The organism is Shimia sp. W99 (assembly GCF_053851455.3).
In genome coordinates this window covers 3,171,301-3,194,494 of sequence record NZ_JBSQBU020000001.1, presented here as the reverse complement: position 1 = coordinate 3,194,494, position 23,194 = coordinate 3,171,301, and the positions used below count along the sequence as shown (strand labels likewise).

The window sequence follows — 23,194 nt, the reverse complement described above, 5'->3', positions numbered from 1 at the left end:
TGTCGCGGCGCTCATGCCCGACCCAAGACAGGAGACCCCGAAATGACTTTCAACACACTGCGCGTTGCCGCCCTCGTCACTCTGCTTCCCGTCGCCGTCTGGGCATCGGACTATGCCAAGCCCGGTCTGACGCAAGAAACCGAAGCTCAAATCCGGACCACCCTGAGCGCTCAGGGCTACGACGTACGAAAGATTGATGTCGAGGATAGCATGTATGAAGCCTATGCCATGAAAGACGGCAAGCGCCATGAGATCTACCTCGATGCCGATATGAACATCGTGAAGATCGAGTTGGACGATTGACCCTGCCAAGCGGCGGGGACACCTCTCCGCCGCGCCCTCCTTCAAGGACGACACCATGCAGAAATTCAAGGTCTGGGATCCGTTCATCCGAGCTTTTCATTGGGCTGTCGTGGCCCTGTTTACTGCCAACGCCCTGTTCACGGATGACGAAAGTGCGACGCATGAATGGATAGGTTATGCCCTTGGCGCGCTGGTGATAGCCCGCCTCTTCTGGGGGGGCGTCGGCCCCCAGTATGCCCGTTTCACCAGTTTCCCCCCCAGCCTAACCGCAGCCGCTTCACAGCTGAGCGATATCGCACGAGGGCGGCACCAGCGTCACCTTGGCCATTCGCCGCTCGGGGCGTGGATGATCTACAACCTTCTGGCGGCGTTGCTGGTCATCGTGGCAAGCGGCCACCTGATGACCACGGACATGTTCTGGGGCATGGAAGGCCCAGAAGAACTTCATGAATTCGCCGTCACGTGGGCGGAAATCTCGATCCTCATCCATGTGGGGGCGGTACTCTTTGAAAGCCGCAGGACCGGCGTGAACCTTCCCCGCGCCATGATCACGGGCTACAAGACGTTCAGATCCCGCTAATACGAGAGTTTCGTTCAAATGCCGCCGCCCAAGCCGAAACCCCCTGTCGGATTGCTGTTGTTGATCGCGGCGCAGATCATATGCGCGGTCTTTTTCCTCGCGGACGCGCTTGAGGACCTGCGCGCCTTCGGGCTGGACGCCTTCACCAATTTCTACCTTCTGGTCGAGATGTCCGCCGCGCTTCTGCTCTGTGCCGCGATCATCTTTGAAATCCGTGTGGTACTGGACCTGTTGCGCCGCAAGGCCGCTCTGGAACACAACCTGTCGGTCGCGCAACAGGCGATGCAGGACGTCATCGAAGCACATTTCGACGGGTGGAAGTTAACCCCGACCGAACGCGACATCGCAACTTTCCTGGTCAAGGGCATGGCCATCGCGGAAATCGCCACCCTGCGCGGCAGCGCCGAAGGCACCGTCAAGTCCCATCTCAACGCCATTTACCGCAAATCCGGCACCGGCAACCGGGGCGAATTGCTGGCCCTGATCCTCGACAGCGTTATGCAGCCCGAATAGCACTATATAGCAAGAATCTGCCGACTTCTTCCTATATATAGATTTCTACCGCAAAATGAGGTAGAGTCTCCGACATGCACTACTACCAATCCTGCAGGCAAATGCCTTTTCGAGCAGCTGGGGAGTCCGCAGGACAAGAACAAGCGACACACACGGAACACTCCCGACTCCCCGCAGACCTGATCATCGGCTGCGGGGAATTTTTGTAACCACCCTCAGGCGATGAAATCCGCGCGATGCGCCCGAAAATGCGGGACCAGCATGTCGCGAAACGCGGCCACCCGCGCCGACGGCCAGACATCGCGATGCCCTACCACCCAGATATCCGCGTAAGGCGCCGGATCCAGCGCGGGCACCTGCACCAGCCCCGGCGTGACCCGCCCCAAGAACATCGGCATTCGCACCACCCCAAGCCCGGCCACCGCCGCCCCGACCATGGCAGCCATGTCGTCACAGGTCATCACGACACGGGATTTCGGAAACCGCGCAAGCGCGGCCTTTGGGACATCCTGGAACCGTTCGTAAACGATCCAGTCAACAACCGTATCCGCCCCTTCGGCCAATCGCGTGGCCCAGACGGGGGCGGCAAAACTCGCGGTCTGCTGCTCTGCCACCCGCACGCCCATGAGCGCATCCCCCGGATCCCGCGAAATACGCACGGCCAAGTCGGCTTCGCGCCGCGTCAGGTCCACCAGCTCATTGGACGCCTTGATGTGAAGGTTCACCTCGGGATGCGTCGCGTTGAACCGGGCCATCACCGGCGCGACGTAAGGCCCGATCAAGAGCTGCGGCGCCGTTACCACCAGTGCCCCGGACAATCGTTTATCCCCGCCCTGCAGGACGCGCATCAACGACAGTTCTTGTGCCTCCATCTCGGCGGCATGCGCGGCCACACGCCGCCCGGCCTCGGTCGCGTGATACCCGTCGGCGAGCCGCTCGAACAGAATCGTATCAAGCGCCTGTTCCGCGCGCGCCACACGCCGCGCTACCGTGGTGTAATTTACCCCCAACGCCGCTCCGGCCCCGGCAAGTGACCCCTCGCGCACCAGGTAAAGCACCGTTTTGAGATCGTCCCAGTCTGCATTCATGTCATGCATTTTTGCACAAGCAGAATGCAAACTCACGCGTTTTCGCACCCCCCTCCGCCCCATAGACTGACGCCACAACCACGCAACTGGAGATGTGAAATGATTTATGCCTATGCCAAACTGACCGTCACCAACCCCGGGGCGCTGGCCGCGTATCGTGAACAGGCTGGTCCGGCTCTGGCCCGCCACGGCGGCAAGGTCGAACAGGGCAGCGCCGATGCGCTGGTGCTTGATGGCGCCCCCGATCTGCCCGACGTCGCCGCTATCCTGTCCTTTCCCGATCGCGCCAGCGCCGAAGGCTGGATCAACGATCCCGACCTTGCGGATGTGCACGCCCTGCGCCGCAGCGCGGGTGCATCGGATATCGTGCTTTTAGGCTGAAACAGTGTCGAATTCAGTGCCGAATCAAAAGCCTGTTGCGCGCCGATTCGGGGTGCAATAGGCTTGGATCATGGCCATCTGCATCCTTTACAAGCCATCACTTAAAACCCGCCCGCGTTTCTACCGGGTCGAGATCGCGATGAACCTTTTCGAAGAGGTTTCGGTGATGCGTGAATGGGGCGTTTCGGGTGGCAAGGGGCGCATGATGGTCAACATCTTCGGCAACCTGCGCGAGGCATCGAACGCCGCCGACAGCTTTCGTAACCGCGCCCTGAAACGTGGCTACGAGCGCACCTAGTTCGTCAACCGCGCCACCGCCCCAGCCAGCACGTCCAGCCCCTTGACCAGATCGGCCTCATTCGTGTCTTCGTCGAAGGCGTGACTGATCCCACCAATCGACGGCACGAACAGCATCGCCACCGGCATGTATTTGGACACGTTCGTGGCATCATGAAGCGCCCCCGAAGGCATCTCGCGCCACGCTCCGGGAGCCTGCGCCTCGGCACTCTCGGCCAGCGCTCCGCGCAGACGGCTGTCCATGGCCACCGGCTCCAAACCCAGCAAATCGCCGTAGCCAAGCTCCATTCCATATTCCTCGGCCACCTGCGCAGCGATTTTGTGGATGATGCCCTCCATCTGCGTCAACCGCGCGCTGGAACTGTCGCGCCACTGCATCGAAAAGGTCACCTGCCCCGGCACGATCGAGCTGGCATTAGGGTGCAGGTTCACGTGCCCGATGGTCCAGACCGTCGACGGCGTCACCACCTCCTCGAACGCTGCATTCAGCCGCGTGTTGAACTCGGACAGCGCCTGAAAGGCATCCTTGCGCAAGTGCATCGGCGTGGTTCCGGCGTGGTTCTGTTCTCCGGTCAGAGTGATCCGCATGTCGCGAATGCCGACAATGTCGGTGACAACTCCCACCGACTCGCCCGCCTGATCAAGCCATGGTCCCTGCTCGATATGCATCTCGATAAAGCCGGTGAACTGTGCGGGATCCACCCAAGTCCCCGCCAGATGCGCCATCTTCGCCCGCGCCTCGGCAAAGGTGACGCCATCCCGGTCGGTGAACCCGTCCGCCACCTCAAGCGACACCGCCCCCGACCAGACCGTGCTGCCCGTGGTCACGCCAAAACGCCCCTCTTCATCCTGAAAGGACACAACCGAAACGGCCGGGCCACTCGCCTCCTGCGCCGCGCGCGCAATTTCGAGCGCCGCAATTACGCCCAGCGCCCCGTCCAGCCAGCCCCCTTCGGGCTGGCTGTCGGAATGCGACCCCAACAGCAATGACGGTCCCTCGGCCAGCCCCCAGACCGATCCTACCGGGTCCACATGCACCCGCAATCCGGCGGCCTCCATCTGCGCCATCAACCATTCCCGCGCCGCGATGTCCGCAGCCGAATAGGCCGGGCGCACCACACCCTTGCCCACACCAGCCGCTCCAAAACTGCGCAGGTGATGCAGGTCGGCAAGAAACCGGTCCGGGTTGATCATTTGAAACACTCCATCTTCATTTTGCCAAAAATACTCATTTCAACCCCCGCGGCAATCACGCGCTTTCCCCTCTTTCCCCGCCCCCCAGCCTGTCCTACACACGGGGCCAGTCAAAAAGGTTCCTGTCATGCCCCACATCACACTCGTCCGCCACGGCCAGGCCAACACGGAAGCCCGCGACGAAGAAAGCTATGATAAGCTCTCACCGCTTGGTCACCAGCAGGCCCGGTGGCTCGGTGGACATATGCAGACCACGGGCGACCGGTTTCAGCGGGTCTATTGCGGCACGATGCGCCGCCACGTGGAAACCGCGACCAGCATGGGCGCGACCGATCATGGCGAGATCATTCAGGATCCGCGCCTCAATGAATTTGCCTATTTCACTCTCTCTCAGCTGATGGAGGAACAGCAGGGTCTGTCCGTGCCGACCGAACGCGAAGGTTTTGTCAGCCACCTGCCCATGGTGCTCGGCGCGTGGGAACGGGGCGAGATTGAAGGCGCGCCCGAAAGCCACGATGCCTTTGCCGCCCGCATTCGCGAGGTCATGGAAGAAATTGCCGCCGGTCAGGGCCGCGCGTTGGTGGTCACGTCTGGCGGATTGATCGGCACCGTTCTGCGGCAGACTCTGGCGCTGGATGTCTCAGGCTGGGCGCAAATGTGCCTTGCGATCATGAACACGTCCGTCCACCGCTGGCAGATGGTGCTGGGCCGACCGCTGCTCACGCAATTCAACAGCGTCGCGCATCTTGAGGACCCCGCACGCCACCACGCACAGACCCATCTTTGAAAGGGCGCGCGCGCCCTTTCAGTGTTTCAAACAAACAATGATGGCAGGAGATCAGGCCGCCTTGTCGGCGTCATCCTTGTGCACGTATTTGCAGTCGCAATAGGGGCATTCGACCCAGCCGTGCTCGTTCGGGATCTGCAACCAGACACGCGGATGCCCAAGCGCGCCTTCGCCGCCGTCACAGGCCACGCGATAGCTGTCTACAATCTTGGTTTCAGGCGGTTGGATGGTCATTTCTGGCAAGTCCTCTGATTGAATCGCCGACATACCCGGTTGTTGTTCCGGTCCGGTTTCTTTAGGCCCGAATATGATTGAATGCGCAGCCGGGAGCAAGTGCAGCCATGACGCAGAACGCCATCGAGATCAGGGACCTGAAAAAGACCTATCGCGGCAGCAAGGGCGAGCCCGAGAAACACGCGCTCAAAGGGATCAATCTCGACATTCCCGCCGGGTCTATCTTTGGCCTGCTCGGCCCCAACGGCGCGGGTAAATCCACGATGATCAACATCATGGCCGGTCTTGTCACCAAAACCTCGGGCACGGTACGCATCTGGGGTTTTGACCAGGACGAAAACCCGCGCCAGTCCCGCGCGGCGATCGGCGTCATGCCACAGGAGTTGAACCTTGATCCGTTCTTCTCGCCCCACGGAGCGCTCGAAGTACAGGCCGGGCTTTATGGCGTCCCCAAACACCAGCGGCGCAGCGATGAAATCCTCGCCATGGTGGGCCTGAGCGACAAGGCCAATGCCTATGCCCGCACCCTTTCAGGGGGCATGCGCCGTCGCCTGCTTCTGGGCAAGGCGCTGGTGCACAGCCCGCGTGTTCTGGTGCTCGACGAACCGACCGCCGGCGTGGACATCGAACTGCGCCAGATGCTCTGGACCAACATCCGCAAGCTCAACAAGGAACAGGGGATAACTATCATCCTCACCACGCATTACCTCGAAGAAGCCGAGGAAATGTGCGACGAGATCGCCATTATCGACCATGGCGAACTGGTCGCGCGCGACAGCACGGCCAACCTCTTGGGCAAGATGGATGCCAAGTGCATGGTGATTGATCCGGTCGCGTCGCCGACGCAATTGCCCACAGCAGACGGGGTCGAGGTCACGCAACGCCCGGATGGCACGCTCGCGCTGGCTTATCACGCCAGCCAGACCACCGCCGAAGACGTGCTGCGCGCCGTGCGCGATGCAGGCATCGCCATTCGCGACGTGAAAACCGAACAGGCCGATCTCGAGGACGTCTTCCTGACCCTGACAAGGGGCCACTGACCCTGCGTCTGTCGAGGCTCAGCTCTGCTGAGCCACGCCCAACATCTGCCAGCCGCCGATAGGCGGCGAAGATGGCGGGAGCCTCAGCCTCAGTCGGCAAACAGGTGGTCGGTTTTGGCGATCCGTGTCGCGGCATCCTCGGAGACAGACAGGAACGCCACCAGCGCGCTTACCTGATCGGTGGTATCGTCGCCTTCGCGCATCCAACGCACATTCTCGAACCCCGCATCACGAATCCGGTCACTTTCATTCAGAATGTCGCGCCGGATGGTGGGCAACAGGCGCTCCAGCGTCTCACGCGGCGTCTGATCGCCAGCCAATCCGATGCGGGTCGCGTGGCCTGTCAGGTAATCGTCGGTGAACTCGCACTGCACCTCGAGCATCCGTGTGACCGAGCGGTCGTCAAAGAAGTCCTGCATAAGGTCCATGTTGGACGGATCCAGACAGATCACCAGCCGATTCGTATCGTAATAGTCGAACAACATCCGCATCAGCGCACGTCGATGCCGCGTCCGTTTTTCCAAAGTTGCCTGAATCCCACCAAGGTCAGGTAGCGGCGTGCTTTCCTCATTGAAGAGATAGGCAATGGCCGGAATACCGGTTTCCTGCTGAATGCTGGTCAGCATCCGCTTGGCGACGTGCCATTTCTTGCAGACAAGAATCATCAGTTCCCGATCCCTGCCCAGCGTGGATTCCGTTTCCCAGAAGCGGCTGGCAAAACGTTTGCCCACGCGCCCGCGGCTGGTCAGGAACTTGAACAGGCTCGGCCCCTCGGCCGAAATCTGGAACTGCGCCCCTTCCTCCGCATATAGCCGCCCCAACCGTTCTTTCAGCTCCAGCGCCTCGGGGCTGATCTTGCGGGCAAAAAGGTAATCCTGGCTCAACAGCAGGTCGTAATGGTCGTTGTAAAACGTGAGCGGCATCCCGTAGTCGGTGAACATCAGAAACGTCAGCGTCCGGGTCCGGATTTCCTTTGCCGGCACGAGATGGCGCACGATGGTCTGGAAAAACGTCTCGTCGGGAATCCATGTTGTGCGGAAGAACCGCATGACATCACGCCGTTGATGCGTGAAATGCAACACCGCCTCGATTGTCTGGCGTCGCAGGCACCACCACTGGCTGCCGATCATGACTTGGATATCCGAAGGAATCTCGCGGGTCAGACCAAAGCGGCGCTGCAGGTTGAACGAGGTATAGAACCGCCATTTCTGCGTCCGTTCGTTGAACCAGTGGCGATAGATCAGCCGCTCGCCCTTCATCCCGGTCTTGATCCAGTCGCTTTCAAAGAAATCGAAGCTTTCGATGAAGTCCACATCATTGTCATCGAGGAAATCATGGATGTATTCGGACGACTTGATCACCATGCAATCGCCCGAAACCATGTAGAAATGCGTGGCGCGGGGAAAGCTGGAGACGGCGGTTTCTACCGCGTAAAGCGTTGCCTGCACCAATGACCATTCGCCCCATCCGCATTTGATCCGCTTGTGGGCAAAGGCCACGTTCGGATTGCTGGCCAGCGCGTTCTGGATCATCTGGAAATGCTCCGCCTTGGCGCTGGCGTCGAAATGTATCGCGATGTAATCGCCCGTGGCTGTCAGGCGTTCGGCCTGTTTGATAATGGCCTCGGGGTCCTTGTGGCACAGCAAGATATACGCAATTTGTGCCATTCCCGAAACCGTAACCCTGCTTGCCCGTTGATTGTTTACCCATTTAATGATGAAGACACGTTGAATAAACAGACTTTATTTGGTTTTTTCGTGGAATTGAGGCACCTGACCTGCAAGTCGGGGCATTTGACGGAGGCAAACACATGGGCTTTCCCGGCACCTGGATGACCGAAAGCGAAAGCGTCGTCTATCGGGTGGTCCCGAAATGTGCCTGTTCGACCATCGGGCAGATCATGTATTTTTCGGACCACGGCGAATTCTTTGACGGTGATATCCACGACGCCACTAGCGGCATGCACAAATGGGCGATCGAAGAAAGCCATCAGCCGATCATGAACAATGTGCGCGAGCACACGTCCTACGCCTTTACCTGTGTACGCAATCCTTACACGCGTATCCTGTCGTCGTTCTTCGACAAGATCTGCGGCATCCAGCGCAACGGCAAGCGGTATCGCGGAAACCTCGTGCCGATGCTGATCCAGAAATACGGGATCGAGGTCGGCGGCGAAGATGGTAAGGAAGAGTTCGACCAGATCAAGAGCTTCCGCCGCTTTCTTCTGTTTGCCCGCGACACGATCCGCTGGCGCCGCCCGATGGACCCCGACATTCACTGGTCCGCCATGTCGGGACATATCTCGACCTTCATCGTGAATGGTGGCCAATACGACAAGATTTTCTGGACCGAAGCTTTCAACGACGGCATGCAACAGGTGCTCGACGCGATCGAAACGCCCCATGCGGTCGATCTTGCCACGATCCCGCGATTCAACGAATCCGAAGGCCACGGCCCCAAGCGCGCGCACCCGGTCGAGGACTATTTCGACGACCTGTCGATGCACCTTGTCTACGAAATCTACAAAAAGGATTTCCAGCTCTTCAAATACGATTTCGAAAACCCGGGCAACAAGATGCCCATCGGAGAAATCGACCTTGATGAAGTGCATGCCAAGCTTGGCGATTGATGGCTCATTGCCTGAGCTGGGCTGATGTTGGAACACCACAAGAGGGCTTGAGCCAAAATCGGTCCAAAATGCGCTTTTGACGCTGCGGCGTATGGATGGAGAGGCCCCAGGAAGGCCCCTCCGGATACTTGATTACTCGACGACCGCGCGGCGGATTGGCTGGCCATGAGCCGCATCCAGAACCAGCTCACCGTCCTTGACGGCAAAGCCGCCGTTGACCAGCACGGTCTGGAAACCCACTGCGGGCTGGTTCGCGTTTTCGAACGTCGCCTTGTCGGCCACCGTTGCCGGGTCGAAAACCACGATATCGGCATCCATGCCCAGCTGAATACGGCCCTTGCGGCGCATCTGGGGCACGAACTCTTCGAGCGTCTGCGCCGGCATCAACGACATCTTGCGGATCGCGTCGGACATCGAGATCAGCCCACGTTCGCGCACATAAGAGCGCAGAACCTTGGCATAAGTGCCGGACGACCGCGGATGGCTAAAGACCTTTTCCGGGAGCGGCCATTCATCACCGGTATAGGTTTTCACCGATCCATCCTCGTCGAAGTAGGACCAGAACACGGCATCCGAAGCAATCATGACGGCCGGATGGGTCACGGTGGCGTCAATCAGGGCCAGATCATCTGGCTTGTCTTCGTCAAGGAAGTGCCAAGTGACGAAGGTGCCGGGCTTGTTTTCCTGGTAGTCGGCCAGCTGATCCTCGGTCATTCGATCCGAGCCAAGCTGGAAGTTGTTGGCGGTCGACGCCATGCGTTCGCGCCAATCGGGCCCGGTGAACATGGCCGCACCGACAAGCGTGTTGGCCGCACCATAGGGATACCCTTCAACCGTGATGTTGATGCCTCGCGCAAGTGCATCGTCAACCAGTCCGAGCGTGGCCCTGATATCCGACAACGACGAGCTGTTGATATGGCAGATATGCATATGCGTGCCGGTAATCGCGGCATTGGCGATCAGTTCCTTGATGGCCTCGAAAGACCCCTGCGGTTCGATGTTGCTCGCATAACGAACATGGGTGTAGGTCGCGACACCGTAGCGGTCCGCTAATTCCGCCAGCGCAAAATACTCTTTCTGACCATAGCCCGGCGCATAGCCCGCGTTCACGCCGATGCCGATCCCGCCCTCCTTGAGCCCCTGCTCCACCAACTCCATGACCCTGGCGAACTGGTCGTCATTCGCGATGTCGGATTTCCAGTCGGTCCTGGCCTGAGCGTCCTGGAAATACTCGGTCGTGGCAAGCGGGTCTGTTTCCGAAAACGCAGCGACCCGGCCATAGGTCCAGCCCGCCGCCGCACCATAGTTCACCGGCAGGTTCTTGGTGGCTTGTCCTTCATACCAGTCTGCAATCGGCAGAATACCCGATTCAAGTTCAAGCGCGGATGTCACACCCTGCATGGCATACATCCTGTAGTCCCCGATGCTCTGGCCATGGGCATGCAGGTCGATGAAGCCCGGCGCAACGACGTGACCAGTGGCATCGACCACGGTGTCGCCCTCAAGCGGAAACTCGCTAATCGCCGAGATACGACCATCTTCTATTGCCACATTGCGGATTGCATCAAGACCCGTCTCGGGGTCAATCACGCGTCCGTTGAGAATTACAATGTCGTTGGCCATCGCCGTCGAGGCGAATGCGAGCGTTAGCGCAAGGCAACTGACTGATGAGAACGTCCTGTTCAACCCCATGAAGAATCTCCATTTCGAAGCTAAGTTTCTGAAAGCTGAGTGTTATTATTGCATACACCCCTCCGGGCCTCTTACCTTTGAAGGACAGAGCGGGTGGAAACTGACCCAGCCCCTTGATCCGGGCCGTTCGGATGTAGACTCCGTTCCTGTTTCTTTCTCGTGATTAGGTTGCGGTCAAGGCCTGCTGAGCGGAGCCCTTGCGTAGCTCAAGCGAAGCAGGCCGGGTGGCACGGTTGAGATTGGCGTAAACGGCTGGAGCCAGCCCGCCAAGTGATGTGTGTGGTCGCTGTGTGTTGTAATCGATCCTCCAGCTTTCGATGATCTTTCGGGCCTCGGCGAGGTTGCCGAAGATGTGTTCATTCAGACATTCATCCCGCAGCCTGCCGTTGAATGACTCGACAAAAGCATTCTGCATAGGTTTCCCCGGCGCGATGTAATGCCAGCCAACGCCGGTATCCTGGCTCCATCTGAGCACTGCATGAGATGTCATTTCCGTCCCATTGTCTGAGACAATCATGTCTGGTTGCCCGCGCCTTCGGATTAGCACATCCAGTTCACGGGTCAGCCGCGCCCCGGACAAAGAACGATCCACGACTGTTGCCAGTGCCTCACGGGTGCAATCGTCCACGATGCATAGCACACGGAACCTCTGCCCATCTTCGAAGGCGTCGGAGACAAAATCCAACGACCAACGCTGATTGGCACGATCCGGCACCAGAATGGGTCGCCGCGTGCCCAAAGCTCGCTTGCGTGACCGCCTGCGGCGCACCGCCAGCCCCTCTTCGCGATAAAGCCGGAACAGCTTTTTGTGGTTCACCTTAAAACCTTCCCTGGCCAGCAGGATGCCCAAACGTCGATAACCGAACCGGCGACGTTCATTCGCCAGCTCCCGAAGCCGCTTGCGCAGGGTGCCGTCGCCCCGATCCTGCTTCTGATACTGAAAAACTGACCTATGCAGGTCCGCCAATTCACATGCCCGACGCTCGGACAAGCCGTGCCGATCCATCACATCGTGCACGGCTCGCCGCTTCACATCGGGCGTCAGTAGTTTTTTGTTGCGAGATCCTTCAGGGCTGCGTTGTCGAGCATCGCATCCGCCAACATGCGCTTCAGCTTGTTGTTCTCATCTTCCAGAGCCCGCAACTTCTTGGCATCAGACACGTTCATACCGCCAAACTTTGCTTTGTATTTATAGAACGTCGCGTCGCTGATACCGTAGCGGCGACAAAGCTCCTGAGCTTTCACGCCCGCCTCGTACTCCTTGATCATCCCGATGATCTGTTCGTCTGAAAATCTGCGTTTCATGGTCCATCCTTTGCTTGGACGGATTACTAACACCTCTGTGGCCTGATTTCAGGGGGCTGGGTCAAAACACGTCACCAAGAGTGCCGTCCCGCACCATTTTTTGTACGTTTTGTTTAGTTTGCAAAGGTTTCAGAGAGGACAAACAGGATGACCTCAGGCGGATTTGCCTTCACCCGCGCGCACCATGTCACCCCGTTTCTGAAGTGGTTCGAGCAGCGCGGGGGAAGGACGGACCAGATCCTCGAGTCGGTGGGCCTCGCCCATCTCGACCTTGCTGATCCGACCACACTGATTTCAGGCGAAGCGCTTTATCAGGCTGTGAACGATATGGCCGACGCGCTTGGCGACCCGTATTTTGCGGCCCGGGCTGGCGAGGCGCTTGTCAAATCGGGGCCCATACTGGTCCGGGAAAGCTACCATGCGTCCCATACTCTGGCCGAGTTTCTGCCCCTCGCTGTCCTCGAACTCAACAGGCAGATCAGCAATATCCAATACTCGGTCGTGATCAATGCCACCTACACCGTGATCCGGGGCGAGCGCACTTTCAAACCGATCGCACCGACAATCCAGGCCGATGCCGGGTTCACGGGCATGTGGGTGACATTTTTGAAACTGGCGGTCGGCGGAGTATTCGATCCTGCGCGCATCTTGGTGACGGCAAGGAGCAGCGAAGGCATACCTCCGGACATGGTGCCAAAGGCAGCGATTTTGAAACGGACATGGAGCGGGGTTCAGATCCGCTTTCCGTCTGAATGGTTGCAACAACCACTCAAGATGGAGTGGGAGTTTGCACCGATCCGACGCGGTAATTTCGATGAAACCACACCGCATCAGGCCATTCTGGAGTTCATGGAAGCGATCTACATTGACGGAATCGATCAAAAAGCATTCGGTATCGAATACATGGCCCGAAATTTGGGGCTGCACCCAAAGGCGCTACAGCGAAGATTGGCCCGGCTTGGAACTTCCTTCAAGGATGTCCGCGACGACGCGCTCAAAAAGAAAGCGCTTGTTCTGTTGGAAACCGATCCACCCCTGCCAAGCCATGAAATCGCCGAGATGCTGGGCTTTTCCGGCACGCCGGCGTTTTCACGCGCCTTCAAACGTTGGATGGGTGTTTCACCGACAGCGTATCGAAAGACCCCGTGACTTGCAAAACGCGCCTCTGGATTGCTCAAACAAAAAGGGGCCGGGATAAACCCGGCCCAAGAGAACGTTCTCGTCTGTTACTGGCGAGATACCAGCTTCCAGCCGCCACCTTCGACAACCGAGATGGTCACTTCGTCCGCACCGCGGTGGTCACCCGGACCATAGGTGATCTGCGCATCGGTTAGTTCGTCAAAGTAATCGAGCGATTCCATACCCTTGATAAAGGCTTCATGGGTCAGGTCCGGACCGGCCGCCTCAAGCGCGCGTACCAGCGTCTCAGCTGCGGAATAGCCCAACATGGCAAAGCCGCTCGCGGGCTGGTCATACTTGGCCTTGTAGTCCGCGATGAACTTGCCCGGCACCGCATCTGCAGCACGCGAGTAAAGGTCCACCCAACCGGCAGCCGCATAAAGGCCATCGGTCACGCCGCCCGGCACCATGGCGACCGGCTCAAGGAAACCTGCCGAGGTGTTCATGAACTTCACATCGGTCCAGCCCAGCTTCTTGGCCGTCCCCACGACGGTGATGCCCTGACGGACGCCCAGCGCCATGGTGACAACGTCACAACCTGCCGATTTCAGCTTGGTCAGCGAGCCGACAAAGTCGAGCTCGTCCGGCTTGTGCGTGGTTTCGCCGGCCATGGTCAGACCAAGCGCGGCGGTCACATCCTTGGTCGATTCGGCGATCTCCTTGCCGAAATCCGACGGGATATACATGGTGCAGACTTCCTGTGCGCCAAACTCACCTGCAAGGTATTTCACGCCGACCTGCACCTGGTCCCAATAGCTTGAGAACCCGGTGAACTTGTTGTCCATCGGTTCGGCCAGCATTTCACGCGCCGCCGACAGTGGACCGACATTCGGAATGCCCTTGGGATCAAGCAGCTTGAAGCCCGCGATGTTCATCGGAGTGCCCAGCGACAAGAGCATGGCGAACGCCTTGTCCTTGTTCAAAAGCTTGTTGTAGCCCTGCATCGCGCGCGGGATCTGGTAGCCATTATCCTCGACGACGAAGCGGATTTTGCGGCCATGCACACCGCCCGCCGCGTTCACCTCGTCGAATTTCATGTTGGCGCCGTTCACAGCCGGAACACCCACTGCGGCAAAGACGCCGCTGAGGTCGTTGACCGAGCCGATCACCACCTCGTCATCGCTCACGCCCTGGGTTTCGGCCAGACCCTGCGATGCCAGCGCCACCGCGCCCGCCGCAAATGCGGTCATCAGTTTTTTCATGTTTTCCTCCCGTTGGTTACGTGGTCTCCAGCCACATGATTTCTAGTCTAGTACATTTCCTCGATCAGTGCGGAATGTTTCTTTTCAACAAAGCCGCGCTTGAGCTTCATGGTCGCGGTAAGCTCCTCATCTTCTGCGGTCAGAAGCACGTTGATCAGGCGGAAATCCTTGATCTGTTCGACACGCGCAAAGTCCTTGTTGACCTCTTCCACTTCCTTGCGGATCAGGTCGACAACCTCCTGCGCGGCACAGAGCGAGGCAAAATCCGAGAACGGCACCTTGCGGTCCTGCGCGAATTTCTCGACGTTTTCCTGATCGATCATTATCAGGCAGGTCAGGTACTTGCGCGCGTCCCCGATCACCACCGCGTCCGAGACATAGTGACTGAACTTCAACCGGCTTTCGATTTCGGCAGGCGTGATGTTTTTGCCCCCAGCCGTGATGATGATGTCTTTCAGTCGCCCGGTGATCGTCAGGAAACCGTCATCGTCCACCTTGCCCACATCCCCGGTGCGCAGCCAGCCATCGTCGGTAAAGGTTTCGGCCGTCTTTTCATTGTTGCGCCAATACCCCTGGAAGTTGTTGAGTCCGTAGGTCTGGATTTCGCCGTCCTCGGCAATCCGCACCTGGAAGCCTGGGACGGCTTTACCTACCGTGCCAAGCTTGTTGTCATCGGGTAGGTTGATCGTCGCAAGCCCGGTGTTCTCGGTCATGCCATAACCTTCCAGAAGCTGCACGCCAATTGCCCAGTACCACTTGATCAACTCGGGTGAGATCGGCGCCGCCCCTGTGCCGCCGCGCCGCATCCGGTCCATACCCAGCATCCGGCGCAGATTGCGCAGCACAAGGAAATCCCAGATCAGGAAGTTGAGCGCCACCATCGCCGGTACAGGTTTTCGTGCCAGAAGGTACTCGGCCCGCTTCAAGCCAGCCTTGACGGCAAGGTTGAAGGCCAGCCGGCCAATGGGCGTGGCTTCCTGCGCCAACACCAGAACCCGCGAATAGACCTTTTCCCAAACCCGCGGCACCGCCGTGAAGTGGCTGGGCGAGACTTCCTGCAGGTTGTCGAACACGGTCTCAGGGCTTTCCGCAAAGTTCACGATCGCCTTGCCCGCCAGCGGGAAATACACCGACACGTCCCGTTCAAGGATGTGACAGAGCGGCAGGAAACAAAGCTGTTCATCCCCCGGCATCGTCGGCAGCGCATGTGCGCCCGACACCATCGCGCCAATCACGTTCTCCTGGCTGAGCATCGCGCCCTTGGGCATACCGGTGGTGCCCGAGGTATAGATCAGAAGCCCGGTGTCGCCCGGTTGCGACTTTTCGATCTCCGCCTCGAAATACCCGTGGTTTTCCGCGTCAAACGCACGGCCCGTGTCATAGAGATCGTCGATGAACACGCATTTCTCGTGACGCAGATCGTGCAGGCCCTCTTTTTCAAAGATGATAACCTTGACGACCTGCGGGGCCTGATCCTCGATCTCCAGAAACTTGTCGAGCTGCTCGTCGTTTTCCACGAACAGGAACCGGCTGTCGCTGTCGCGCAAAAGGTATTCCAGCTGGCTGGCCGAGTCGGTGGTATAGACCCCCGACGCGATCCCGCCGACCGCCTGAATGCCCATGTCGGCGTAAAGCCATTCCTTGCGGTCCTCGGACAGGATCGACACCACCTCGCCGCGTTCAAGCCCGAGGGCGCGCAGGCCAAGGCCGATCCACTTGGCGTGGTTCCAGTAATCTTTCCACGAATAGGCGCGCCAGATGCCAAGGTCTTTCTCGCGGTGCGCGGTCTTGTCCCCCAATTGTTCGCACCGCTTGGCAAACAGCTTGGGCACCGTATCGCAACTGTCCACAAGCGCCGGGCGCTGGCCCGGATTGGCGGTCACGATCACGCCGTTGATCTCGATCTGGTCGGTCGTTTGAATGTTCATGCCAACCCCTCCCTCAGCGCCACGTCTTCTTGCGTTTCCAGCGCCGCTCACCGCGCGCACCTTCTTCCTGGTGACCCAGGTAGAACGCCTTGATGTCCTCGCTCTCCATCAGCCGATCCGCGCTGCCATCCATCACGATGCGCCCGATCTCCATCACATAGCCCATATCGGCCAGTTCCAGAGCGACCTTGGCGTTCTGTTCCACCAGCATCATGGTCACGCCTTCATCTTCGTTAAGACGCTTCAGGATCGCGAAAATCTCTTGCACCAGCAGCGGCGACAGGCCGAGGGACGGCTCGTCCAACAGCATGATCTTGGGCCGCAGCATCAAACCCCGGCCAATCGCCAGCATCTGCTGTTGCCCCCCAGAAAGCGTACCCGCCTCCTGACCGCGCCGCTCTTTCAGAATGGGAAAATAGTCGAAGACCATTTCCCGGTCCTTCTCGATCTCGGCTTTGTCATTGCGGGTATAGGCCCCCAGCGACAGGTTCTCGTCCACGGTCAAAAGCGGAAACACCTCGCGCCCTTCGGGCACATGCACAATGCCCCGGCGCACGATGGAGTGCGGTTCCTTTCCCTGGATCTCCTCTCCCTCGAAAATCACCTGCCCTTTTTCCGGGTCCATGATCCCCGAGATGGTCTTCAAAAGGGTCGACTTGCCCGCGCCATTGGCACCTAGCACGGTCACGACCTGCCCTTTTTCCACCTTCAGGCTTGCGCCCCGGATCGCCATGATCGGGCCGTAAAAGCTTTCAAGGTTCTTCACTTCAAGCACGGTTTCACTCATCACGCGGCCCCCGCACCAAGATAGGCTTCAATCACGGCCGGATCGCTCTGCACCTCTGCAGGCGTTCCCTCGGCCAGCTTCGCGCCATCGGCCAGCGCCAGAACCCTATCGGACACGCCGGACACAAGCCCCATGTCATGTTCCACCATCAGAACGGTGATCCCCATCTGTTTGCGGATATCGTCGATCCACCAACGCATGTCCTGCGTTTCCTCGACCGACAGACCCGAGGCCGGTTCATCGAGCAGCAACAGACGCGGCCCGGTGGCCAGCGCCCGGCCCACCTCGACCACCTTGCGCACACCGTAAGGCAGCCCGGCGATCATCTTGTTGCGATAAGGTTGCAGATCAAGGAAGTCGATGACCTCTTCCACCGCCTCGCGATGGCGCTTTTCCTCGCGCCGCACACGCGGCGTGAACAGCATTTCCTCAAGCATGGTCGTGCGCCGATGCCGATGCCGTCCAACCAGCAGGTTCTGCAGAACAGTCGCGTGATCGAACAGCTCGATGTTCTGAAAAGTCCGCGCGATGCCCAGATCGGCAACCTGATCGGCGTTACGATCCAACAGGTTCTTGCCGTCAAAGGTGATCGACCCGGAATAGGGATCGTAAAACCGTGAGATCAGGTTGAACACGGTGGATTTCCCCGCCCCGTTCGGCCCGACGATGGCATAAACCTCGCCCTCTTCCACGGTAAAGCTCAGATCGTTGACAGCCACCACGCCCCCGAACTTGAGCGTCGCATTCTTGATTTCCAGCAAACTGCTCATCTCAGGCGCTCCGTCTTGAGGTAGGATTTCTGGCGCTTGAACATGTCCTTGCGCGCAAACGGGAACAGCTCGAACCAAATGCGTATCTTCATCCACCGTCCGTAGATGCCCATCGGCTCGAACAGGATAAACAGGATCAGGATCGCCCCGAACACGCCCGTCTCCAGCCCCGGAATGGCCACGCCCCCCCCACCAATGGCGTCCTTCGCGATGGACAGGAATTGCGGCAGGTAGGCAACGACCACAGCGCCGAAGAATGCACCGTGGATCGACCCAAGACCGCCGATGACGATCATCATCAGCAGGGTGATCGAGATTACGATGGAGAAGGTCTCGTTGTTGAACGCCCCTGCGTAGAACCCCATCAGCGCACCCGCAAGCCCGGTGATCCCGCAGGAAATCCCGAACGACGCCGCCTTGGTCCGCGCGATATGCACGCCCATGGCCGTGGCCGAAACTTCACTGTCGCGCACGGCGGCAAAGGCCCGCCCCAGCGGCGAGCGCAGCAGATTGCGATAGATCAGCGTGCAGATAATCGTGATTGCCAGCACCAGCCAATAAAACCGATCCGGTGTCGTCCAGCGTTCGATCTCGATGCCGAAGATGGTGATCATCGGGGCAAACTTGCCCGAAACGCCATCGGTGATCGGCTCCATCAGAACGATCAGGTCATCGGTCAGGATCGACAGGGCAATCGTTGCAATCGCAAGGTAGATCCCGTGCAGGCGCACTGCCGGGATGGCAATAATCGTGCCCACGATCCCGGTCAGGATACCCGCCGCCGGGAAGGCGATGAGAAACGGCAACCCCTGCTCCATGAAGATCACGCAGGAATAACAGCCCACCGCCAAAAACGCCGCATGACCGAGGCTTGCCTGCCCGGTCTGCCCGGTCAAAAGCATCAGCCCCAGCCCGGCAATCGCCCAGATCAGAACGTTGGTCACTTCACCCAGATAAAAATCGTCCATGATCCACGGCAGCAACACCGCCACCACGATCAGCGTGGCATAGACAAAGAACGTCCACCAATCGGGAAACAGGCGAATGTCGTGTTCGTAAGAGGTCTTGAAATGTATGCGCATGGGATCAGACCTTCTTCGTGCGGACCTGGCTGAACAGGCCGTGAGGACGGAACACCAAGACAAACAGCAAGAGCGCATAAGGCGCGATCTGACTGTAGCCAGCAGCGAGGTAGCGCGAGGCAAAGGGTTCGATCACACCCACGATGAGACCACCTGCCAAGGCACCGGGCAACGAGCCAAACCCGCCGATCACCGCCGCCGCAAACGCCTTGATCCCGAGAAGGCCCGCGTTTGGATCAATCGCGCCTTTCGAGGCAAAAAGAATGCCGGCCACAGCGGCCACGGCCCCCGAGAGGCCCCAGATCATGCCCTGCACCCGCTTGACCGGAACCCCCATGAAATACGCCGCCATCTGGTTCTGAGACGCCGCCTGCATGGCAAGGCCGAGCTTGGTGCGCTGGAAGAACTGGTAGAGGAAGATGGTGAGCAGAACCGTGACGACAATGACCGCCACATCCGCCATACCCAGTACCACACCTCCCAGCCTTAGATCCCCAAGCGCGAGCGGGCTTTCGAGTGTCTGCGGCTCATGCCCCCAGATCGCCCCGGCAATGAACCGGATCACAAAGCCCAGCGCGATGGTCAGGATCACCACCGCCGTCTGGCTTTGCCCAAAAAGATGGCGCAGCACGAAGAAGTCGAGCAGATAACCGAGCACCGCCATGATCGCGATCGCCATTGGTGCCGCCACCCAGAAGGGCAGCCCCATGTAATGCGCATTGGTCAGGCCCAACGTGACAAAGGCCCCGAGCATCATGAAATCGCCCTGGGCGAAGTTCACAGCTTCGGTGGCCTTGTAGATCAGAACGAACCCAAGTGCGATCAGGCCGTAAACACAGCCATTCGCAAGCCCGCTGACGAGCAGTTGCAAAACTTCCATTTATCCTCCCCGTGCCGGTTGTTCCGGCTTTCCTTGGATTCAGTCTCGTCGCTGGCCCCGCGCCCCGTCAAGCATACAGACGGGTATGGTGCCGATCCGCCGTAACGTCACGCAGCGGTCTGTTCACAGCCCGCGCTGCCGCAAAAGCCAGTTGGTATGGTACCCCGCATCCCCGAGAAACTCGGTCAGCGCGCGGTCCCGTTTCATGAAAAGGCCAAGATCCAACTCGTCGGTCATGCCGATGCCGCCATGCATCTGCACACCTTCTTCCGTCGCCTGCCGTCCGGTCGTAGACGCCTTGGATTTGGCTGCACGGCTGAGCGCTTCGGCATTCTCCGCGCCAGCGTCCAAAGCTTTCAGAGCAACCGAAACCAACGACGCGGTCTGCTCGATTTCGCAATAGAGATCCGCCGCTCGATGTTGCAACGCCTGAAACCGCCCGATCAACGTACCGAACTGTTTGCGCGTGCGCAGATACTCTTTGGTTGTCTCTGCCGCGACACGCGCCACGCCAAGCTGTTCGGCGGCAGCCACCGCCCGTCCTGCGGCCAAGGCCGCTGAGAGCGCGTCCCCGGCAATCTCGCCATCCGCCAAGAGCGCCGACGCGTCCAGTTGCACCTCCTCAAGCATCACGACCGCAGCATTGCGATGATCCAGCAGAACCTGTGCAGATACGGAAACGCCATCCTGCGCCGGATCCACCCAGAACAACGCCGGCGCTCCAGCCAGAAGCGCCGCCACAATCAAACGATCCGCGCCGAACCCGTCGACGACGAACGCCTTGCGCCCGTTCAGGATAAAACCACCCCCAGCTCGATCCGCCTTGGTCGCAATCCGGTCCGGTCGGTGTTTGGCGCCTTCGTCAAGTGCCAGTGCAATCACCGCCTCACCCGCCGAAATACGTGGGGCCCATTGCGCCGCCACGGGCCCGCCGACCTGACGCAGAATCGTGGCGGAAAGGATCGCCGTCGACAGGAACGGCGCGGCGGTCAGGTTGCGCCCAATCGCTTCGGCGATAAGTCCGGCAGCGCGATACCCAAAATCCACGCCACCCATCTCTTCGGGCAACACGATTCCCATCCAGCCCATTTTCGCCATCTCGCTCAGGATCGCTCGGTCATATCCAAGCATTGCACCCGAGTCGCGCAACGCCCGAAAGGCCCCGATCGGGTGGGACTGCGCCAGAAACCCGTCTGCCGCCTCGGCTACCATCCTGTGATCTTCGCTCAGAATCTCCATCGCGTCCCCTCAGCCCGGCAGTTTCAGAATGGCTTTGGCAAGAATGCCAAGCATGACTTCGGACGTGCCGCCCTCGATACTGTTTGCCTTGGAACGCAGCCAATCCCGCGCCGCCTGGCCCGCGTCGTTCGAGGTGCCTTCCCATACAAGGTCATCTGCGCCACCTGCCGCCACCCGGAGGCTCTGGCGCCGCTTGTTCAACTCGGTTCCGAGATACTTGAGCTCGGCAGATCGCGCGCCCAGTTCCTGCCCTTTGCGCATCATGTCCCCTGCCATGCCCATATGCGCGTCAAAGGCCATCTCATCGACAATGAACCGACCGAGGTCCGCGCGCAGCATCGGATCGTCCAACCGTCCGCTTTCATCAAGCCCCACCGCGGCAACCGCATCCCCGACAAGATCGGACTTGGCGAATATCGCGGCATCCGAGCCGCCAATCATCTCGCGCTCATGGGTCAACAGGTACTTGGCAATCGTCCACCCCTGCCCCCGCTCGCCGACGATCTGCGCCTTGGGCACCTTCACACCGTCAAAGAAGGTCTCGCAAAATGGCGACGCACCCGAGATCAACTTGATGGGTCTTGTGCTGACACCATCGCTTTCCATGTCGAATAGAAGGAAGGAGATACCGGTGTGCTTGCTTTCGTCGGGCTCGGTCCGCACAAGACAGAAAATCCAGTCTGCCTTGTCCGCATAGGACGTCCAGATCTTCTGACCTGTCACCTCGAAATAGTCGCCCTTGTCCACGCCCTTGGTCTGCAATGAAGCAAGGTCCGACCCGGCCCCCGGCTCTGAATAGCCCTGGCACCAGCGGATTTCACCACGCGCAATCTGCGGCAGGTAATGGCGTTTCTGGTCCTCGCTGCCAAAGGCCAAAAGCGCCGGTCCCAGCATCCAGATACCAAAGCTCTGAAGCGGGGGACGCGCATTGATGCGGCGCATTTCCTCGGCCAGCACCTTTTGCTCCGGCCCTGAAAGTCCGCCGCCGCCATATGCCTTCGGCCATGCCGGCACAGTCCATCCGCGCTCTGCCATAACCTGCATCCATTGTTTTTGCGCCGGTGAGCGGAACGTGAAGTTGCGCCCTCCCCAGCAAATGTCGTCTTCGCCCATTGGCTGACGCATCTCGACCGGGCAGTTCGCCTCCAGCCAGTCACGCGTCTCTTCCCGGAAAGCTTCCAGGTTCGACATGATCTGATCCTCCCTGCACCCCGGTTTTCTCTTCCGGAAAACGGGGCATTGCAGGATCAAGCAAGACATACTACTCAGTATGTTGTCAATTGAACGCTCCGCGATTGACGCGGCGTCAGAACCTGCTATCTCCGCGCGCGGTGACGACTGGAGCAGACATGAAAGACCAGATGGCCCCTGTGATGAGCGCTTCGAAGTCCGAAATTCTGGACGCGGCGGCGGTTGTTTTCATGGATCTGGGCGTGGATGTCGCGTCGATCGACGACATCGCACGCCACCTCGGGTCGACCAAGGGCCGGATCTATCACCACTTCGCATCCAAGGGCGTTCTGCTATCTGAAGTCTGCCTGCGCGCCGCCGACTTCACCTATCGGAAAGTCGCCCTGGTGATCGACCCGGACGCCGCCCCCGACGAAAACCTGCGCAACATGATCCTGGCGCATGTGCCCGAAGTGTTGCGCACCCTGCCCTATCACAAGGTGATCCGGCAGACCTATCCAGGCATCAACCAGAAATCGACCACGCAGGTCGAACGCGACCTGCACCAGCGCATCCACGCCGAACGTGATCGTTATGAAGGCCTGTTCCGCGCCGAACTGCGCCGCGGCATGGCCGATGGCATTTTCCGTCAGCAAAACGAAACCATCGCCCTTCACGGCATCCTGCTTTTGGTGAACGCACCGGTGATCTGGTACACGCCCCGCGATGGCGAGCCCGAAGGCTTTGCGCTGGAAATCGCCCGACAGACCGCCGACATGGCGGTGCGCGCCCTTTCCTGAAGCCCCGGCGCCCGCGTCGGGCAGGCAAGGGGGCCAACCCCCTCGCAGGAAAATGCGGGCATTTTCCAGCTTCACCCCCGGGGTACTTCTGGAAAAAGAAAACCCATTAGGACA

At 59.5% G+C, this 23,194-nt stretch carries 24 protein-coding genes; 10 read left to right on the top strand and 14 right to left on the bottom strand.

Features of this window, described 5'->3' with window-relative positions:
• Window positions 1-42 precede the first annotated feature (42 nt).
• The 3 genes from ACS3QZ_RS15535 to ACS3QZ_RS15525 are packed head-to-tail and all read left to right on the top strand — an operon-like array spanning window position 43 to window position 1,396.
• Complete coding sequence (locus tag ACS3QZ_RS15535) at window positions 43-303, top strand: PepSY domain-containing protein (RefSeq protein ID WP_456038660.1); 261 nt, start codon at window positions 43-45, stop codon at window positions 301-303.
• Between the two features lie 55 nt (window positions 304-358).
• Entirely contained in the window at window positions 359-883 is a 525-nt protein-coding gene (locus tag ACS3QZ_RS15530) for a cytochrome b/b6 domain-containing protein (RefSeq protein WP_456038659.1), read from the top strand.
• Window positions 884-901: 18 nt separating this feature from the next.
• A complete protein-coding gene (locus tag ACS3QZ_RS15525) occupies window positions 902-1,396 on the top strand; it encodes a helix-turn-helix transcriptional regulator (protein WP_456038658.1) in 495 nt (164 codons plus the stop codon).
• A 215-nt stretch (window positions 1,397-1,611) separates the two neighbouring features.
• Here ACS3QZ_RS15525 and ACS3QZ_RS15520 read toward each other — a convergent pair whose 3' ends face one another.
• Complete coding sequence (locus tag ACS3QZ_RS15520; protein ID WP_456038657.1) at window positions 1,612-2,484, bottom strand: LysR family transcriptional regulator; 873 nt, start codon at window positions 2,482-2,484, stop codon at window positions 1,612-1,614.
• A gap of 99 nt (window positions 2,485-2,583) precedes the next feature.
• Between ACS3QZ_RS15520 and ACS3QZ_RS15515 the strand changes: the two genes are divergently transcribed.
• On the top strand, window positions 2,584-2,865 hold the full coding sequence (locus tag ACS3QZ_RS15515; protein ID WP_456038656.1) for a DUF1330 domain-containing protein: 282 nt from the start codon (window positions 2,584-2,586) through the stop codon (window positions 2,863-2,865).
• A gap of 70 nt (window positions 2,866-2,935) precedes the next feature.
• Window positions 2,936-3,163: a WGR domain-containing protein gene (locus ACS3QZ_RS15510; RefSeq protein WP_093095953.1), complete on the top strand. Its 228-nt coding sequence runs from the start codon at window positions 2,936-2,938 to the stop codon at window positions 3,161-3,163.
• On the opposite strand, the gene ACS3QZ_RS15505 is transcribed toward ACS3QZ_RS15510, so the two are convergent.
• Window positions 3,160-4,356: a hydantoinase/carbamoylase family amidase gene (locus ACS3QZ_RS15505; protein WP_456038655.1), complete on the bottom strand. Its 1,197-nt coding sequence runs from the start codon at window positions 4,354-4,356 to the stop codon at window positions 3,160-3,162. The two genes, ACS3QZ_RS15510 and ACS3QZ_RS15505, sit on opposite strands and share 4 nt — an antisense overlap.
• A gap of 127 nt (window positions 4,357-4,483) precedes the next feature.
• On the opposite strand from ACS3QZ_RS15505, the gene ACS3QZ_RS15500 reads away from it, so the two are divergent.
• Window positions 4,484-5,143 (top strand): histidine phosphatase family protein, encoded by a 660-nt coding sequence (locus ACS3QZ_RS15500; RefSeq protein WP_456038654.1) that lies wholly within the window; start codon window positions 4,484-4,486, stop codon window positions 5,141-5,143.
• 51 nt (window positions 5,144-5,194) lie between these two features.
• On the opposite strand, the gene ACS3QZ_RS15495 is transcribed toward ACS3QZ_RS15500, so the two are convergent.
• Window positions 5,195-5,377, bottom strand: a complete 183-nt coding sequence (locus ACS3QZ_RS15495) for a zinc-finger domain-containing protein (protein WP_456038653.1) — start codon at window positions 5,375-5,377, stop codon at window positions 5,195-5,197.
• A 107-nt stretch (window positions 5,378-5,484) separates the two neighbouring features.
• Between ACS3QZ_RS15495 and ACS3QZ_RS15490 the strand changes: the two genes are divergently transcribed.
• A complete protein-coding gene (locus ACS3QZ_RS15490; protein WP_456038652.1) occupies window positions 5,485-6,417 on the top strand; it encodes an ABC transporter ATP-binding protein in 933 nt (310 codons plus the stop codon).
• An 89-nt stretch (window positions 6,418-6,506) separates the two neighbouring features.
• Here the strand turns inward: ACS3QZ_RS15490 and ACS3QZ_RS15485 are convergent, their stop codons facing one another.
• Window positions 6,507-8,084 carry a DUF5928 domain-containing protein gene (locus ACS3QZ_RS15485; protein ID WP_456038651.1) on the bottom strand — a complete coding sequence of 526 codons (1,578 nt, stop codon included), beginning with the start codon at window positions 8,082-8,084 and terminating at the stop codon, window positions 6,507-6,509.
• A 143-nt stretch (window positions 8,085-8,227) separates the two neighbouring features.
• Between ACS3QZ_RS15485 and ACS3QZ_RS15480 the strand changes: the two genes are divergently transcribed.
• Complete coding sequence (locus ACS3QZ_RS15480) at window positions 8,228-9,046, top strand: sulfotransferase family protein (RefSeq protein WP_456038650.1); 819 nt, start codon at window positions 8,228-8,230, stop codon at window positions 9,044-9,046.
• A gap of 132 nt (window positions 9,047-9,178) precedes the next feature.
• On the opposite strand, the gene ACS3QZ_RS15475 is transcribed toward ACS3QZ_RS15480, so the two are convergent.
• Together ACS3QZ_RS15475 and ACS3QZ_RS15470 are read right to left on the bottom strand one after the other, a co-directional pair.
• A complete protein-coding gene (locus ACS3QZ_RS15475) occupies window positions 9,179-10,738 on the bottom strand; it encodes an amidohydrolase family protein (RefSeq protein ID WP_456038649.1) in 1,560 nt (519 codons plus the stop codon).
• Window positions 10,739-10,901: 163 nt separating this feature from the next.
• Window positions 10,902-12,043, bottom strand: a protein-coding gene (locus tag ACS3QZ_RS15470; RefSeq protein ID WP_456038314.1) for an IS3 family transposase whose coding sequence is annotated in 2 segments (ribosomal slippage) — window positions 10,902-11,797 and window positions 11,797-12,043 — 1,143 coding nt in all. Because the reading frame shifts where the segments join, the coding sequence is not laid out codon by codon here.
• Window positions 12,044-12,370: 327 nt separating this feature from the next.
• Here ACS3QZ_RS15470 and ACS3QZ_RS15465 point away from each other — a divergent pair.
• Entirely contained in the window at window positions 12,371-13,192 is an 822-nt protein-coding gene (locus tag ACS3QZ_RS15465) for a helix-turn-helix domain-containing protein (RefSeq protein ID WP_456038648.1), read from the top strand.
• 77 nt (window positions 13,193-13,269) lie between these two features.
• On the opposite strand, the gene ACS3QZ_RS15460 is transcribed toward ACS3QZ_RS15465, so the two are convergent.
• From ACS3QZ_RS15460 to ACS3QZ_RS15425, 8 genes are all read right to left on the bottom strand, one after another.
• On the bottom strand, window positions 13,270-14,424 hold the full coding sequence (locus ACS3QZ_RS15460; RefSeq protein WP_456038647.1) for an ABC transporter substrate-binding protein: 1,155 nt from the start codon (window positions 14,422-14,424) through the stop codon (window positions 13,270-13,272).
• A gap of 47 nt (window positions 14,425-14,471) precedes the next feature.
• The gene (locus tag ACS3QZ_RS15455) at window positions 14,472-16,352 is read right to left on the bottom strand and encodes an AMP-dependent synthetase/ligase (protein ID WP_456038646.1); all 1,881 of its coding nucleotides are present in this window, start codon (window positions 16,350-16,352) and stop codon (window positions 14,472-14,474) included.
• 13 nt (window positions 16,353-16,365) lie between these two features.
• Window positions 16,366-17,139 carry an ABC transporter ATP-binding protein gene (locus ACS3QZ_RS15450; RefSeq protein ID WP_093096017.1) on the bottom strand — a complete coding sequence of 258 codons (774 nt, stop codon included), beginning with the start codon at window positions 17,137-17,139 and terminating at the stop codon, window positions 16,366-16,368.
• Window positions 17,139-17,909 carry an ABC transporter ATP-binding protein gene (locus ACS3QZ_RS15445; RefSeq protein ID WP_093096021.1) on the bottom strand — a complete coding sequence of 257 codons (771 nt, stop codon included), beginning with the start codon at window positions 17,907-17,909 and terminating at the stop codon, window positions 17,139-17,141. The genes ACS3QZ_RS15450 and ACS3QZ_RS15445 overlap by 1 nt, the downstream gene beginning before the upstream one ends.
• Window positions 17,906-18,991: a branched-chain amino acid ABC transporter permease gene (locus ACS3QZ_RS15440; RefSeq protein WP_093096025.1), complete on the bottom strand. Its 1,086-nt coding sequence runs from the start codon at window positions 18,989-18,991 to the stop codon at window positions 17,906-17,908. Before ACS3QZ_RS15440 ends, ACS3QZ_RS15445 begins: the two co-directional genes overlap by 4 nt.
• Window positions 18,992-18,995: 4 nt before the next feature.
• Entirely contained in the window at window positions 18,996-19,871 is an 876-nt protein-coding gene (locus ACS3QZ_RS15435) for a branched-chain amino acid ABC transporter permease (protein ID WP_456038645.1), read from the bottom strand.
• A 123-nt stretch (window positions 19,872-19,994) separates the two neighbouring features.
• Complete coding sequence (locus tag ACS3QZ_RS15430; protein ID WP_456038644.1) at window positions 19,995-21,110, bottom strand: acyl-CoA dehydrogenase family protein; 1,116 nt, start codon at window positions 21,108-21,110, stop codon at window positions 19,995-19,997.
• A gap of 9 nt (window positions 21,111-21,119) precedes the next feature.
• Entirely contained in the window at window positions 21,120-22,301 is a 1,182-nt protein-coding gene (locus tag ACS3QZ_RS15425; protein ID WP_456038643.1) for an acyl-CoA dehydrogenase family protein, read from the bottom strand.
• A 158-nt stretch (window positions 22,302-22,459) separates the two neighbouring features.
• Between ACS3QZ_RS15425 and ACS3QZ_RS15420 the strand changes: the two genes are divergently transcribed.
• Entirely contained in the window at window positions 22,460-23,080 is a 621-nt protein-coding gene (locus tag ACS3QZ_RS15420) for a TetR-type transcription factor C-terminal domain-containing protein (protein WP_456038642.1), read from the top strand.
• Window positions 23,081-23,194 lie beyond the last annotated feature (114 nt).